15 protein-coding genes are annotated in these 12,796 nt (G+C 64.0%); 6 read left to right on the top strand and 9 right to left on the bottom strand.

Annotated elements, in window-relative coordinates; translation table 11 throughout:
- Nucleotides 1-27 precede the first annotated feature (27 nt).
- From OOZ51_RS03885 to kynA, 8 genes are all read right to left on the bottom strand, one after another.
- A complete protein-coding gene (locus tag OOZ51_RS03885) occupies nucleotides 28-693 on the bottom strand; it encodes an alpha/beta hydrolase family protein (protein ID WP_265977606.1) in 666 nt (221 codons plus the stop codon).
- Nucleotides 690-1,310: an L-threonylcarbamoyladenylate synthase gene (locus OOZ51_RS03880; RefSeq protein WP_265977605.1), complete on the bottom strand. Its 621-nt coding sequence runs from the start codon at nucleotides 1,308-1,310 to the stop codon at nucleotides 690-692. The genes OOZ51_RS03885 and OOZ51_RS03880 overlap by 4 nt, the downstream gene beginning before the upstream one ends.
- Before the next feature lie 27 nt (nucleotides 1,311-1,337).
- A complete protein-coding gene (locus OOZ51_RS03875) occupies nucleotides 1,338-2,183 on the bottom strand; it encodes an ABC transporter permease (RefSeq protein WP_265977604.1) in 846 nt (281 codons plus the stop codon).
- A 16-nt stretch (nucleotides 2,184-2,199) separates the two neighbouring features.
- Nucleotides 2,200-3,186, bottom strand: coding sequence for an ABC transporter ATP-binding protein (locus OOZ51_RS03870; protein WP_265977602.1), 987 nt, complete (start codon nucleotides 3,184-3,186; stop codon nucleotides 2,200-2,202).
- Entirely contained in the window at nucleotides 3,183-4,271 is a 1,089-nt protein-coding gene (locus tag OOZ51_RS03865; protein ID WP_265977601.1) for a LolA family protein, read from the bottom strand. The genes OOZ51_RS03870 and OOZ51_RS03865 overlap by 4 nt, the downstream gene beginning before the upstream one ends.
- Nucleotides 4,272-4,357: 86 nt before the next feature.
- Complete coding sequence (locus tag OOZ51_RS03860) at nucleotides 4,358-5,242, bottom strand: PaaX family transcriptional regulator (protein ID WP_265977599.1); 885 nt, start codon at nucleotides 5,240-5,242, stop codon at nucleotides 4,358-4,360.
- Nucleotides 5,239-6,477 (bottom strand): kynureninase, encoded by a 1,239-nt coding sequence (locus tag OOZ51_RS03855; protein WP_265977598.1) that lies wholly within the window; start codon nucleotides 6,475-6,477, stop codon nucleotides 5,239-5,241. The genes OOZ51_RS03860 and OOZ51_RS03855 overlap by 4 nt, the downstream gene beginning before the upstream one ends.
- A gap of 65 nt (nucleotides 6,478-6,542) precedes the next feature.
- Nucleotides 6,543-7,412 (bottom strand): tryptophan 2,3-dioxygenase, encoded by an 870-nt coding sequence (gene kynA / locus OOZ51_RS03850; protein WP_265977596.1) that lies wholly within the window; start codon nucleotides 7,410-7,412, stop codon nucleotides 6,543-6,545.
- A 132-nt stretch (nucleotides 7,413-7,544) separates the two neighbouring features.
- Here kynA and OOZ51_RS03845 point away from each other — a divergent pair, with 132 nt between their 5' ends.
- The 6 genes from OOZ51_RS03845 to OOZ51_RS03820 all read left to right on the top strand — a co-directional run bounded on the left by OOZ51_RS03845 (nucleotide 7,545) and on the right by OOZ51_RS03820 (nucleotide 12,204).
- A complete protein-coding gene (locus tag OOZ51_RS03845) occupies nucleotides 7,545-8,042 on the top strand; it encodes an HAD domain-containing protein (RefSeq protein ID WP_265977595.1) in 498 nt (165 codons plus the stop codon).
- Nucleotides 8,043-8,210: 168 nt separating this feature from the next.
- Nucleotides 8,211-9,425 carry an inorganic phosphate transporter gene (locus OOZ51_RS03840; protein ID WP_265977594.1) on the top strand — a complete coding sequence of 405 codons (1,215 nt, stop codon included), beginning with the start codon at nucleotides 8,211-8,213 and terminating at the stop codon, nucleotides 9,423-9,425.
- Nucleotides 9,422-9,643, top strand: coding sequence for a hypothetical protein (locus OOZ51_RS03835; RefSeq protein ID WP_265977593.1), 222 nt, complete (start codon nucleotides 9,422-9,424; stop codon nucleotides 9,641-9,643). The genes OOZ51_RS03840 and OOZ51_RS03835 overlap by 4 nt, the downstream gene beginning before the upstream one ends.
- 98 nt (nucleotides 9,644-9,741) lie before the next feature.
- Entirely contained in the window at nucleotides 9,742-10,737 is a 996-nt protein-coding gene (locus tag OOZ51_RS03830) for a hypothetical protein (protein WP_265977592.1), read from the top strand.
- Entirely contained in the window at nucleotides 10,734-11,639 is a 906-nt protein-coding gene (locus OOZ51_RS03825; RefSeq protein ID WP_265977591.1) for a hypothetical protein, read from the top strand. Before OOZ51_RS03830 ends, OOZ51_RS03825 begins: the two co-directional genes overlap by 4 nt.
- A gap of 13 nt (nucleotides 11,640-11,652) precedes the next feature.
- Complete coding sequence (locus OOZ51_RS03820) at nucleotides 11,653-12,204, top strand: dihydrofolate reductase family protein (RefSeq protein WP_265977590.1); 552 nt, start codon at nucleotides 11,653-11,655, stop codon at nucleotides 12,202-12,204.
- 30 nt (nucleotides 12,205-12,234) lie between these two features.
- On the opposite strand, the gene OOZ51_RS03815 is transcribed toward OOZ51_RS03820, so the two are convergent.
- The gene (locus OOZ51_RS03815) at nucleotides 12,235-12,702 is read right to left on the bottom strand and encodes a hotdog fold thioesterase (RefSeq protein WP_265977589.1); all 468 of its coding nucleotides are present in this window, start codon (nucleotides 12,700-12,702) and stop codon (nucleotides 12,235-12,237) included.
- Nucleotides 12,703-12,796 lie beyond the last annotated feature (94 nt).

Here is a 12,796-nt window from a genome sequence, read left to right as displayed (position 1 = left end):
GTGAAGTCTTGATGACCCGCATCGGGCTCAGCCGTTCCCGCGAAGGAACGCTAATACCGGGCCCGCCAAAGAGGCACCTACATCCGCCGCGCTCTTTTTGACGCCCACGCGATCAAAGGAATGGTCCCCGCCGTCCCACCACTCGATGGTGGCCATCGGGCCAATCCGGGACACTACGCCTTCGAGCAACTCGGGCGTCGCGAAGGTGTCTCGAGTGCCCTGCAGGAAGAGCATCGGCAGGGTGAGCCCGTAGAGGTGCTCGTCACGCAGCTTCTCCGGTTTCCCCGGCGGGTGCAGGGGGTAGCCGAGGTAGACGAGTCCAGCCGCGGGCATGCCTTCGGCGACTGCCATCGACGCCATGCGACCACCGAAGGACTTACCTGCCGCCCACAGCGGCTCGCCCTCTGAACGGGACGCCGCTTCCGCCATGACGGCCCGCCACGCCGCGATCGCCGCGGGTGGCCGGTCGGGGAACCTCTTGCCGGCTTCCCGGTAGGGGAAGTTGAAACGCAAGGTGGCGACGCCGTCGTCGTTCAATGCGCGCGAGAGGCCGCCCAGGAAGGGATGCTCCATGCCCGCTCCCGCTCCGTGGGCGAGCACTAGGGTCGCGAACGGTTTGGCAGGCCGGGCGTAGATGCCGGAGATCGGTGCGCCGTCGACGTCGATGGCGATCCGGGTTTCGTCGACGCTCATTCGAAACGGGAGGGATCGCCGGTGCCGCGCCTGACCACTTCCGCTGTGCCGCTCGAGAAGTCCACCACGGTGGTGGGCTCTGCGCCGGTGTCCCCGGAATCGATCACGGCTTCCACCAGGTTGTCCAAGCGTTCCTTGATTTCCCAACCCTGGGTCAAGGGCTCCTCCTCGTCGGGGAGCAACAACGTGCTGGAAAGGAGCGGTTCACCCAGTTCGGCCAGCAGCGCCTGGACGAAGTTGTGGTCTGGAATGCGCACGCCAACCGTCTTTTTCTTCGGGTGCAGGAGCCGGCGCGGCACTTCCTTGGTGGCAGGAAGGATGAAGGTGTAGCTTCCCGGCGTGACGGCCTTGATGCTTCGGAACACATCGTTGTCGATCATGACGAACTGCCCAAGCTGGGCGAAGTCCTTGCAGACCAAGGTGAAATGGTGTTTGCCGTCCAGCTGGCGGATCGAGCGGATCCGATCGAGGGCTTCCCTGTTGCCAATTTGCGCGCCGAGTGCGTAGCAGGAATCGGTGGGGTAGGCGATCAGTCCGCCCGACTTCAGGATGTTCACCACCTGGGCAATTGCGCGTGGTTGGGGGTCCTGCGGGTGAACATCGAAGAATCTTGCCATGCCAAGAGCTTACGGGCAGGCCGTGCTTCAGGACAGAACATCCTTGCTCGTGAACTTGCCATAGGCCAACGCCCAGGCTGCCAGAATGTAACCCGCTTGCAGCAAGGCGTTGTTTCCAAAGCTCACCCATGAAATGGGTTGGCGCAGAAGATCAGCGAAGCCCAACCAGTAGTGGCTGAACAACCAAGGATGCAGCCACTCCAATTGCGGCAGATTGTCGGCCACTTGCGAGACCACGGACAGCACGATGGTGGCCGCCATCGCACCGACGGGAATGTCCGTAAAGGTGGAGATTGCCAGACCGATGGCGGACAGCCCCAGCAGCGAGACGGCTACATAGGCAGCAATCAGCAGGGAACGCGCTACGGATTCGCCGACGCCGATAGTGTCGCCGGAGAGCAGTGTGACGGGGCCTACCGGGAACAGTACGACGCCGGCCAACGCACCGGCGGCGGCGACCGTCAAGGTCGCTGCCAAGCAGAACACGGCGGCGGCCGTGTATTTGATCAGCAAGAGGCGGACGCGTCCCGCAGGGGCGACGAGCAAGTATCTCAGCGTGCCCAGGTTCGCTTCTCCAGCAATCGTGTCGCCTGCTACCACCCCGATAGTGAGGGGCAGGAACAAGGGCACAGAAACCACCAGCGCAGTCACGCCAACGAAAAGCCCGTTTTGGGTGATCCGATCCAGGAAAGGGGGGCCCCGGCCCGGTGCCACGGGGTGTGAGCTCAGTTTGACCGCCGCGGCAATGAGAATGGGAATGGCTGCGAGCGCCAGCAGCATGGCCCACGTCCGCAGCCGCCTGAACAGTACCGAGAGCTCCGAGGCCATGAGGGACCACGAGCTTGATGGCCGGTCCTCCGGCGTGGCGGTCATGGGTTCAGTCCCGCGTTCAGCCAGCAATGTCGAACCCCTCTCCGGTGAGGGAGACGAAGCGCTCCTCCAGGCTGGCGTTCTCTACGCCAAAGCCCCGGACCCTGACGCCGTCGGCGACGAGGGCCGCCACGATCGCCTCGGGCGCCACATCGTGCCCCGGTGAACCGGTACTGACAAGACTCTGGCCATCGGGACCGGACGAGCCGGCCGACGGAGCCGATAGTTCAGACTGTAGGCCGAGCCTCGAGAGGACACGGACGGCGGCCTCAACATCAGGCGTGTGGAGCCGGATGGTGGCCTGCCCTGCGGCCCGGAGTTCGTGCAGGGTCCCTTGTGCCACGAGCTTGCCGACGCTCATGACGCCCACATGCGTGCACATCTGCTCTACCTCCGCGAGGAGATGGCTTGAAACAAATACCGTGGTGCCTCCGGCGGCGAGGGAGCGGACCAGGCTGCGCACTTCCCTGGTGCCCTGTGGATCCAGGCCGTTGGTGGGTTCATCGAGGACAAGCAGCTCCCTCGGCCCCAGCAGCGCATGCGCGATCCCGAGGCGTTGCTTCATCCCGAGGGAGTAGGCGCGGACTTTCTTGCCTGCGGCGTGGGACAGCCCGACGCGCTCGAGTGCTTCGTTAACCCGCGCGGCCCGGGTTGACGGGGAGGCATGCAGGTCGGCGCTGTCCAGTCGCCGCAGGTTCGCGGCCCCGGACAGGAAGGGGTAGAAAGCCGGCCCCTCCACTAAGGAGCCAACATGGGGCAGGACGGCTGCCAGTTGGCGTGGCATTTCCCCGCCAAGGACCCGGATGTTGCCGCTTGTGGCGGACGCCAGGCCAAGCAGCAAACGGATGGTGGTGGTCTTGCCGGAACCATTGGGGCCGAGGAAGCCAAAGACGGATCCGCGGGGAACTGCCAGGTCGATTCCGTCCACCGCGGCCCGGTGGCCGAACTGCTTGCTGAGGCCCCGTGTTTCTATCGCCAGGTCAGCTGGCGGGGATGCCTCCGTCATTGCGGGGCGGCTGCAGCTTGCAGCCGCTCAAGTGGCACCATTCCCGCGAAGACGCGGCCGTCGTCGAGCATCAGAACAGACACCAGGCTGGTGGTCAGCGCGCGCCCGCCCGGCACTGCCTGGGTGAGCTGGGCGAACATCGGGGTAGCCCGGACATCAGTGGGCACTGTGCCTGCCGGCAAGCTGATCACTGCGTCCCAGCCGCTGCCCGTGATTGTGGGCCGGCCAGCTGCTGCCTTCGTCTGTGGTGCCTGGCCGGTCTTTCCGGGCAGGGCACGCAGTTGAGGAGTTGCCTTCTCTTCCACGGCGGCACCGCGGGGTGGAGTGAAACTGAACAGACCGGCGTCGGGCGCGGACAGGTTCACGTCAGTGAAGGCAAGCGAAAAGGCTGCTGCGGCCTGGCCCCGGGCGCGCACATCGACGCCGAGCGGCAGGCCGGAGGCAGAATCGACGGCGATCGTCACGGAGTCGACGAGCGTTCCGGTACTTCGTGGCTTGATCACCAACTGGTAGGCCGTGCGCCCGGCCACCGTGGTTCCATCGCCCACGGACACTTCCGTGCTGGGCTCGACGGCGGCGAGGAAGTGCTGCGCGACGACGTCAGGTGTGGCCATTCCAGGGGTTGGTGTCGCGTGCGGGGCAGGGCTGCCGGTCGCTGGCTCCGCAGGCAGCGTCATATGCGCCGCGCTGTTGTCGGCCGAGTTGTAGAGCCAGAGATCGTTGCCATTGCGGACCAGATCGCGCTCGGCGAGCATGTCCATCACCTGGAACCTGGCTTTGGAGGGGCCGTCCACGTAGACCCGGGCCGTGTGCGAACCGCTCAAAAGCTCGATCACGGAAGCTGGACCCTGGGTGGCAGCAGGTCCGGTGGAGGGGAGTTGGGGGAGCCCCAGTTCGGAATTCTGCTGGAGCGTTCCAGACAACGCACGGACTTCGGAGCGCCCGATCATGGCGATGACTTCCGCGGCCGTCTTGTGCGGCAGGCTCGTCGCAGCGCCCGCCTGGTAGGAACCAGCCAGGGCTGCGGCAGCAAGAGCTACCGGAACCATCGCGGCCGGCAACCAGCGCAACCAGGGGCGAGTCATGGCAACCTCGCGAACCGTCCACCATCGGGGAAGTTCATGCTTCCAGACTACTCCTGGTGCTGTGGGTGATCACCGGTTCCAGCCCCCTATGACTCCAGTGTCCCTCGTACGAAGTCCGCGCTCGGCCGTGAATAGGCGGCCCCGAGGCGCTCGAACAAGGCGATTCCTGCCATGCCGGGCCAATCCTCGGGCAGGAATTCAGCCGGCAGCCCTGGGTCCAGGTACGGGATGATCCGCCAGCGGTCGATGCATCGGACATAGCTGGCGAAGGTTTCGGCCGACGCCTCGGGAGAGGCTCCCATCAGCTGGTGAGTATCGTCCGAGCCGCCGCCGGAACCGTTACCCGAGCTGCCGCCGTCGGGACCATGATGCCGGATGAAGTCGCGGTGCAGTTCCGCCACTGCGTCGAGATCCCACCAAGCGGAGGCGGCATCGCGGAGGCTGCCGCCAACCAGGGGGGCATCCGTGACGAACACCGTGGCCATGCCGCGCAACTCAAGGTCCTCCAGGATCTCCTCCACCTCCTCGCGCAGGGAATCCGGGCAGATCCACAGCCCCGCGGCCACCGTGCCGCAGCCAATCCAGTGCAGCCTGCGCCGCAATTGGTGCCGCTTTTCCCGTTCTGTTTCCGGGATGGAAAAGGACACGAGGCACCAACGGTCCCCGGACGACATCAGCCGGGGGTTGTAGATCCTGCGGTCGCCGCGGGCAAGCATGGCCGCGGCGCCGTCGGTGATGGCGAAGCCGGAAACACCCTGACGCAGCTGGGGAAGGACGATTTCCTTCTTTTTCAACCGTGACAAGGCCGTCCGGGTCACAGCCGCGGAGACCCCGAGGGCCTCCATGAGGGCGATGATGTGCTTAGTGGACATCCATCCGCCGGCATCGCGCAGGTAAAGGCCGATGACCGTGCGCAGCAACGACGTGGTGCTCCCGGGACGGGAGTCCATGTCATCAAGGACAGCACTCACAAGAGCTCGGCGAGGGCGTCCCGGATGGCGGTCACGCCCAGCTCAACCTCGGCGTAGCTCGTGCTGAGCGGCGAGAGACCGATGCGCAGTCCGTGCGGCGGACGGAAGTCGGGGATGACCCCCAGCTCCCAAAGTTTCTGGGTGACCTCGCCGAAGAGGGGATGGTCCACCGTGATGTGCGAGCCGCGCTCTGCGGTGTTGCGCGGGCTGACAATCTCGGCGCCCAGCGGGACCAGCATGCCTTCGGCCAGGGCGACGGCGTATTCGGTGAGCTTGATGGACTTCTCCCGCACAGCGTCCATCCCGACGGACGCAATGAGCTCCACCATGTCCTTGAGTGGCTGCATGGCGAGAACGGGCGGAGTGCCGGTGATGAAGCGGCGGATTCCCTTGGCGGGCGTGTAGCTTTCCGTCATGCCGAAAGGGTTGTCGGCGCCCATCCACCCCCAAATGGGCTGCTGCAAGCGGTCTTGCTGCGCCGCGTTGACATACGCGAACGCGGGGGAGCCCGGGCCGCCGTTGAGGTACTTGTACGTGCAACCCACCGCAAGGTCGACGCCCCAGGCGTCAAGTTCGAGAGGCACTGAGCCCACTGAGTGGCACAAGTCCCAAAGCATGAGCGCACCGGCGTCCTTGACCAACGCAGTGATCGCCTCAGCATCCGCAAGGAAGCCGGAACGGTACGCTACGTGGCTCAGGACGACGACGGCGGTCCGTTCGCTGAGCAGTCCCTCAAGGTCTGTGGTCCGGACGCCGCTGGCCGGGTTGGAGTCGACCCACTTGATGGTGGCGCCCTTTTCCGCCGCGATGCCTTCGATGATGAAACGGTCAGTGGGGAAGTTGTCGCGATCAACCACGATTTCATCGCGGCCCGGTTGGGCGTCCACTGCGGCACGGATGAGTTTGTAGAGCATGACGGAGGTGGAATCGCCCACGGTGACCTGACCGGCGGCCGCGCCGAGCGTGACGGCGCCTATCCGGTCGCCGACCCGGGTGGGCTCGTCCATCCACTGTTCGTCCCAGCCCCGGATAAGGCGGCTGCCCCATGCATCTTGGACGAATGAAGCCAGCTTCGCCGACGTGGTCTTGAGCGGGCGCCCGAGCGAGTTCCCGTCGAGATAGGCGGCGAGTTGCCCCTCTTCGGGGGCGTAAAAGGCCTCACGCTGTTCGGCGAGGGGATCGGTGGCGTCGAGTTCGCCCGACGTCGGCCGTTGGGTTTGCTGCAGGCTGTTCATAGTCTCTCCTGAAGAAATTTCTGTTGCGGTTGCTGGACGTGTTGCTTGAGGTCTTGTTTGGGGGCTCAGTTGCCGATCTCGGTGCGGACGGCGTAAAGCTCCGGGAAGAATGTCAGGTCAAGTGCCCGCTTGAGGAAGTCGACGCCCGAGGAGCCGCCCGTACCCACCTTGAAGCCGATGGTTCGTTGCACCGTGCGCAAGTGGCGGAAACGCCAAGCGTGGAAATTGTCCTCGATGTCCACGAGGTCTTCGCACGCCTCATAGAAACCCCATGGCGTGGCCTCGGATTCGTAGATCTCCTGGAAGACCGGGACAAGGTCTTTTTGGAACGTCCATGGTTGGCTCTTGTCACGTTCCAGGATTTCGGCGGGGACGGCGTAGCCGGCCCGCGCCAGTACCGCGAGGAAGGCATCGTAGAGAGTCGGCTGTTCGAGGAGCGCGCTGAGCTGGCTGTGAGCTGCGGGATCACTTTCGAAGACCCGGAGCATATCGCGGTTCTTGTTGCCCAGGATGAACTCAACGCCGCGGTACTGGTGGGACTGGAAGCCCGAGGAACTGCCTAGGAAGCGACGGAATTCGGAGTACTCGCGCGGAGTGAGTGTGCCCAGGACCGACCACTGCTCGGTCATGGTCCGCTGGATCGCCTTGACGCGTGCGATGCATTTGAGGGCCTTGGCAAGATTGTCCGCATCGAGGAGCCGGCGGGCTTCAAGGAGTTCATGCAGGACGAGCTTGAGCCACAGTTCGCTGGTTTGGTGCTGGATGATGAACAGCAATTCGTCATGGTGTTCCGGTGTACTCAGCGGGTGCTGGGCAGTGAGGAGGCGGTCAAGGTCCAGATACCCGCCGTAGGACATGGCCTGGCTGAAGTCGGTGCGGACCGAATCCTCGATGGGCCTGATGCTTTGGGCGGAGTGGCCGGTGCGGTTTTCCATGCCTCGATAGTATCACTTCTATGACGGACGTCAAGATAGTGAATTTTCTTAAAATGTTCCCCCGATCGAGCCCGCGCAGTCGGCGCTCTTGTGTCTTACGCTGGGCTTATTGCCAAGTCCGGGAGGGGGCCTGTGAGCATCGTTACGCTGTATCTGGACGTCGACGGCGTCGTGAACCCCTTTGGTCCCATGGGCTTCACCGATTGGGGTACTGAATGGAAAATCGCCGACGCCGGAATACTGGACGTCGTTTATGCCGCCGAGCTGGTTGACGAGCTCAACGCCCTGGCCGCCCACCCCGCAGCGAGGTTTGTCTGGCTGACCACATGGCAGCGGCTCGCCCCGGAGTTCCTGTGTCCGGCAATCGGTCTCCACGGTGAACATTGGCCCGTCTTGACCAGTGACGGCTGGGACCAGACCGCCGATTGGTGGAAGCTGGACGTTTTGCAAAAGGACGTCCAAGAGGCCGGAGCCGAACGCTTCGTGTGGATGGATGATCAGTTGGCCCACGAGGCTGCAGCCCGCTCTTGGGCGGAATTCCTTGGTGACCGTGTGCTTTGGATCTCACCGGATCCGCGGCGTGGCCTGTCGCGGAGCGATATCGAGGCTGTTCGGCGATTCCTCGGCTGAATCGATGTTTGGCCATGCTGGCAATGGCACGTAAGATTCTTAAGGTTTCACGCCCGCCATAGTTAATTCCGCCAGTGCAGTCAGATGAACGGTCGCTGAACAGTGCTGTGCACGGCAGGCCCGGGGAAGTGGAACTGCGCATCGTCGACTCTGCAGATTGGGCACCAGGTGGAAATCACCTTCATGGTCGCGCTTGTCATAGCGCTGGCCTTATTTTTTGACTTCACCAACGGGTTCCACGACACTGCGAACGCAATGGCCACCCCGATCGCTACCGGCGCCATCAAGCCCAAGACGGCGGTGGCTCTTGCCGCTGTGCTTAACCTCGTGGGCGCGTTCCTGTCGACCGAAGTGGCGAAGACCATTTCCGGAGGCCTCATCCGCGAGGGCACGGACGGCATCCATATCACGCCCGAGATCATTTTCGCCGGGCTGATGGGTGCCATTCTGTGGAACATGTTCACGTGGCTCAAGGGGTTGCCGTCAAGCTCTTCCCATGCACTCTTCGGCGGGCTCATCGGGGCGGCGATCGTTGGAATCGGATTCCACGCGGTCAATTTCGATACCGTGCTGCAAAAGGTCATTCTTCCGGCCATCTTCTCACCCTTGCTTGCCGGTGCCGTGGCCTATCTCTGCACCAGGCTCGCCTACGCCCTGACATCCCGGCACGACCCCGAAACCGGTGACAAGCTGACCCAGAAGCGCGGTGGATTCCGCACCGGACAGATCTTCACCTCCAGCCTGGTCGCGCTGGCCCACGGCACCAACGATGCCCAGAAGACCATGGGCATCATCACCCTGGTTCTGATTGCTGCCGGAACCCAGCGGGCCGGCAGCGGTCCGCAGCTCTGGGTCATCGGGGCCTGCGCACTTGCCATCGCCATCGGAACCTACGCCGGCGGCTGGCGCATCATCCGGACCATGGGCTCCGGCCTCACCGAGGTCAAACCGGCGCAGGGCTTTGCTGCGGAAGCAAGTACCGCTTCGGCCATCCTCGCTTCCTCCCATCTGGGTTTCGCGCTGTCCACCACCCAGGTTGCCTCCGGCTCGGTTATCGGCTCGGGACTTGGACGTAAAGGCACCACAGTGCGTTGGGGAACCGTGGGGCGTATCGCCACCGGATGGCTCTTCACCCTCCCGGCAGCTGCCATCGTGGGCGCCCTGACGGCATTGCTTGTCGGCATCGGCCCCATCGGCGTGGTTATCGCGGCAGTCGTGGGCGCCGTCGTCGTCGTCTGCATGTTCATTTATTCGAGGAAGTCGCACGTGGGCCACCACAACGCCGTCGAAGTCGAGGAAGCCGGCACCGCAGTCCGCTTCCGCAAGAAGAACGCCAGAAAACAAAGTCTCGCCCAGAGCATGAGTAAGGACATCCAGGCATGAAGTGGTTGGATCTGGTGCAGGTAGCCGGGGCAACCCTGGTGGCGGCCGTGCTTTTGGTAGTGCTGTATTCGCTCGGCGTTCGCCTCACGGCGATCGCGGGCGACGCCCGGCAGAAATCGCCGGCAATCGTTCGGTCCCTTGCTTATCTGTGTTTCGCGTCCTGCGGAATCGCCGTGTTTTTCGGGATCTATCTGATCGTCCCGTATTTCACCAAATAGCCTCGCCCGCGGGAACGCAAGCTCTGGCAGTCAAGTCCATTCGGGAGAATAATCGGCTGTGTAGCTGCGCACGCTGATTGGTCCCCTGGGAGGGGCCAATGCGCCGCCTTCGGCAGGTGGGGGCTGAAATGAACTACCGGACCCGGAACCGAATCCTCGGATTCCTGCTCCTTCCTGCTATTTTCGCCATGCTGGGCGGTTGCGCCGGTCCTTCACAAGATTCGGCCCCTGCTCAAGACTCTGCTTCCGCCCGATCCGGTGCGCCGGCGCCCGCATCGACCGCCGTCGTCGAACCCACCGTTGCGCCTCCTGGGGGTCCTGCGGGCCCGGATGTTCCGCCGCCGGCGGCGGCTCCTGTGGTGCGGTGGGTACCGATCGGGCCGATCGGTCCCAACGATCCCCAGGAAGGGCGGATGTACCTCTACGCCCAGGGAAAAGACTGCGGTAACCTGCGCGCCGGCGTCGACGGCACCACCTTCAAGGACGTGTGGCTGGCCGCTGCCGCGGTCTGTGACGCGCTGCGTGCCAACACAGGTCAGTCGTGGCAAGCTGCGGCAGCTGCCACGGCGGCAATGACAAAGGTTCCCCCGAACCGCTGCCTCGAGTTGGCCATCGTCTCTGTAATGCGGGGCATGGTGGAATACCACGCGAGCAACCCCACATCGGCCGTTCCCCTTCAGCCAGGGGTGGGCGAATCGTGCCCCCGCCATCTGAGTGGCCTCACGGTGGTTGATGAAAACCTCAATCCTGTTCCCGGCCTGCAACGACCCAGCGGACCGCGCACGGGTGGGACCTGGGTGCGCCTGGACGGTTACTACGTCCGGGTGGGCTCGTTGAAGATCGACGGCGTCGATTCCGGAGTCGAGACCCGCAGCGCCGGCGACTACTCGCCGGTCTATTTCAAGACGCCGGCGGCCACAACCAAAAATTCCTTCACTGTCACCATCACTGACACGCTCGAAGCGGACGGCGCGGTGCAATTCTTCTACGACGACACAGTCGGATCGTCGGCAGGCTCCACCGCCGGGCCATCGTCGACAGCCGGACCGCCCCGCCCAATCCAACCATCGCCAAGCGGCACGGCCTCACCGTGAGCGAAGAATCCGCCAAGAAGGAATCCAACAACCAGGATGTGGTCCTGGTCGAGTCCCGCTGGCAGCGGACGCTTGACGTCCTCTCGGTGATCGGGCCGCCGTTGACCGTAGCCACGGCGCTGCTTGTCTATTTCGGTTGGGCGCGCACGGATGCGCAGGCAAAATCCATGGGCCTGGACGTGAGTCTCTTTGGCTACACTGTCCAGGACTTCATCCTGCGCAGCATCCAGTCGCTGTTCCGCCCTCTTGCCTGGTTGGCCCTTATCGGGTTCCTCTGGCTCATGGCGGACCGCGGCGTGGACAGGCTGCTCGCGGACCAGCGGTTCCGGCCCGCCATTCGAAGGACCGCGACGGCGCTGCTGGTGCTCGGCTTCCTTTTCGCCGCCGTCATGTGGATCCTGACCATTTCGCAGCCGGAGCGGATCCTCCTCTACGTGCCGTACATGATCGCAGGCGGCTTGTTGCTGGGAACCTGGGGAATGAGCCTGCGCCGTCGGGCCGCCGCGGGCTCTGGGCGCAGCCTCACCGTGACACCCCGCGCGCTGGAGCGTTCTTTCATCTTTGTGCTTGTCACGCTCCTCCTGTTCTGGGGCACGTCCGACTACGCCCAGGCACTGGGACGCGGAGCCGCCGTCGACTACCAGGAACGCTCCCGACTCTTGCCCACCGCCGTCGTCTACAGCAAGGAACGGCTAGCCGTTACCGCCCCCAATGTCCACGAGGAAACCGCCGGGACCCCGGCCGAGCCGCTGTACCGGTACACGGGGCTCCGGCTGCTCGTGGTGAGCGGCGGACGGATCTTCCTGCTCAACGATGGCTGGACGCTGAAGGAAGGCCGCGTCGTCGTGCTGCGCGATGATTCGAGCGTGCGCGTGGAGTATGGGAACCCATCGGCTGAATGAGTAGGGTAAGGCCATGTCGGATTTCCAGTATTACGTGGCATCCTCTCTTGACGGGTTCATTGCCACCAATGAAGACGATCTCGGCTGGCTGCTCCAGTTCGAAGAGGCCGAGGGCGTCACCGAAAGCTACGAAGATTTCATGGCCGGCATCGGCTGCATTGTCATGGGTGGCCAGACGTATCGCTGGCTCATGGAACATGAACCCGGGAAATGGCCTTACCCGGGTGTCCCATGCTGGATCTTCACCCACCGCGAATATGCCGCGCCGGCCGGCGCGGACGTCACGTTCGTGCGTGGTGAGGTCCAGGAGTTCGCTCCCGACCTCATTGCGGACGCCGGCGACAAGAACGTGTGGCTGGTTGGCGGCGGAAACCTGGTTGCCCAATTCGCCAAGGAGGGATTGTTGGACGAGATGATTGTCACGCTCATCCCGGTCGCTTTGGGCTCCGGCAAGCGCTTGCTTCCCGTGGAGAGCGCGACGGCGCCGCTTGAGCTGGTCTCGTCGCGCACCCTTGGTGGAGCGGCAGTGGAGCTGCGTTACCGGTTCCCCGCGCGGTCACAGTGATCCCGGCGGGCTGATAAGGGGCGCGCTGAGTCAGTGAGGCCTGTTGTCTCGGATCATGTTGGTGATCCGGGCCGTCGAGAGCCGGCGCCCGTGTTCGTCTGTCATGACAATTTCGTGTGTCGCGAGCGTGCCGCCAAGGTGGATGGCCGTGCATGTGCCGGTCACCAGACCGCTTGCTACTGAGCGGTGATGGGTTGCACCCACCTCGATTCCCACCACATGGCGTCCGGCTCCCGCATGCAAGGCGGCCGAGAAGGAGCCCAGAGTCTCGGCAAGAACTACGTGGGCTCCGCCATGGAGGATGCCGGCAACTTGGGTGTTCCCTTCCACCGGCATGGTGGCGACGGTCCGTTCGGGGCCCAGTTCAAGGAACTTGATGCCCATCTTCGTCACGAGCGATCCCACCCCATAGCGCGAAAGCCAACCATGCAGCTCCTGCGGGACGCCAGCTGCATTGAGTTCGTCGGTGAACCGGCCCGGCGTGAAATTGTCCATCATGGCAACTAGGCTGGCACCTGTGAGCGAAACAACCAAACCGGACTCAGTTCCAACCGAAACGTCAGCGCCTGTGGCTACTGTCACCGCAACGGCA

The organism is Arthrobacter rhizophilus, assembly GCF_026241105.1.
Taxonomy (GTDB): Bacteria; Actinomycetota; Actinomycetes; order Actinomycetales; family Micrococcaceae; genus Arthrobacter.
This window is presented reverse-complemented; position numbering and strand designations above follow the sequence as displayed.

What these genes read in the sequence shown, in the direction of transcription:
- OOZ51_RS03855 (WP_265977598.1), bottom strand. Translation starts at nt 6,477, where the DNA reads ATGAACAGCCTGCAGCAAACCCAACGGCCGACGTCGGGCGAACTCGAC.
- OOZ51_RS03820 (WP_265977590.1), top strand. Translation starts at nt 11,653, where the DNA reads ATGTCGGATTTCCAGTATTACGTGGCATCCTCTCTTGACGGGTTCATT.
- OOZ51_RS03880 (WP_265977605.1), bottom strand. Translation starts at nt 1,310, where the DNA reads ATGGCAAGATTCTTCGATGTTCACCCGCAGGACCCCCAACCACGCGCA.
- OOZ51_RS03830 (WP_265977592.1), top strand. Translation starts at nt 9,742, where the DNA reads ATGCGCCGCCTTCGGCAGGTGGGGGCTGAAATGAACTACCGGACCCGG.
- OOZ51_RS03865 (WP_265977601.1), bottom strand. Translation starts at nt 4,271, where the DNA reads ATGACTCGCCCCTGGTTGCGCTGGTTGCCGGCCGCGATGGTTCCGGTA.
- kynA (WP_265977596.1), bottom strand. Translation starts at nt 7,412, where the DNA reads ATGGAAAACCGCACCGGCCACTCCGCCCAAAGCATCAGGCCCATCGAG.
- OOZ51_RS03875 (WP_265977604.1), bottom strand. Translation starts at nt 2,183, where the DNA reads ATGACCGCCACGCCGGAGGACCGGCCATCAAGCTCGTGGTCCCTCATG.
- OOZ51_RS03870 (WP_265977602.1), bottom strand. Translation starts at nt 3,186, where the DNA reads ATGACGGAGGCATCCCCGCCAGCTGACCTGGCGATAGAAACACGGGGC.
- OOZ51_RS03835 (WP_265977593.1), top strand. Translation starts at nt 9,422, where the DNA reads ATGAAGTGGTTGGATCTGGTGCAGGTAGCCGGGGCAACCCTGGTGGCG.
- OOZ51_RS03885 (WP_265977606.1), bottom strand. Translation starts at nt 693, where the DNA reads ATGAGCGTCGACGAAACCCGGATCGCCATCGACGTCGACGGCGCACCG.
- OOZ51_RS03815 (WP_265977589.1), bottom strand. Translation starts at nt 12,702, where the DNA reads ATGATGGACAATTTCACGCCGGGCCGGTTCACCGACGAACTCAATGCA.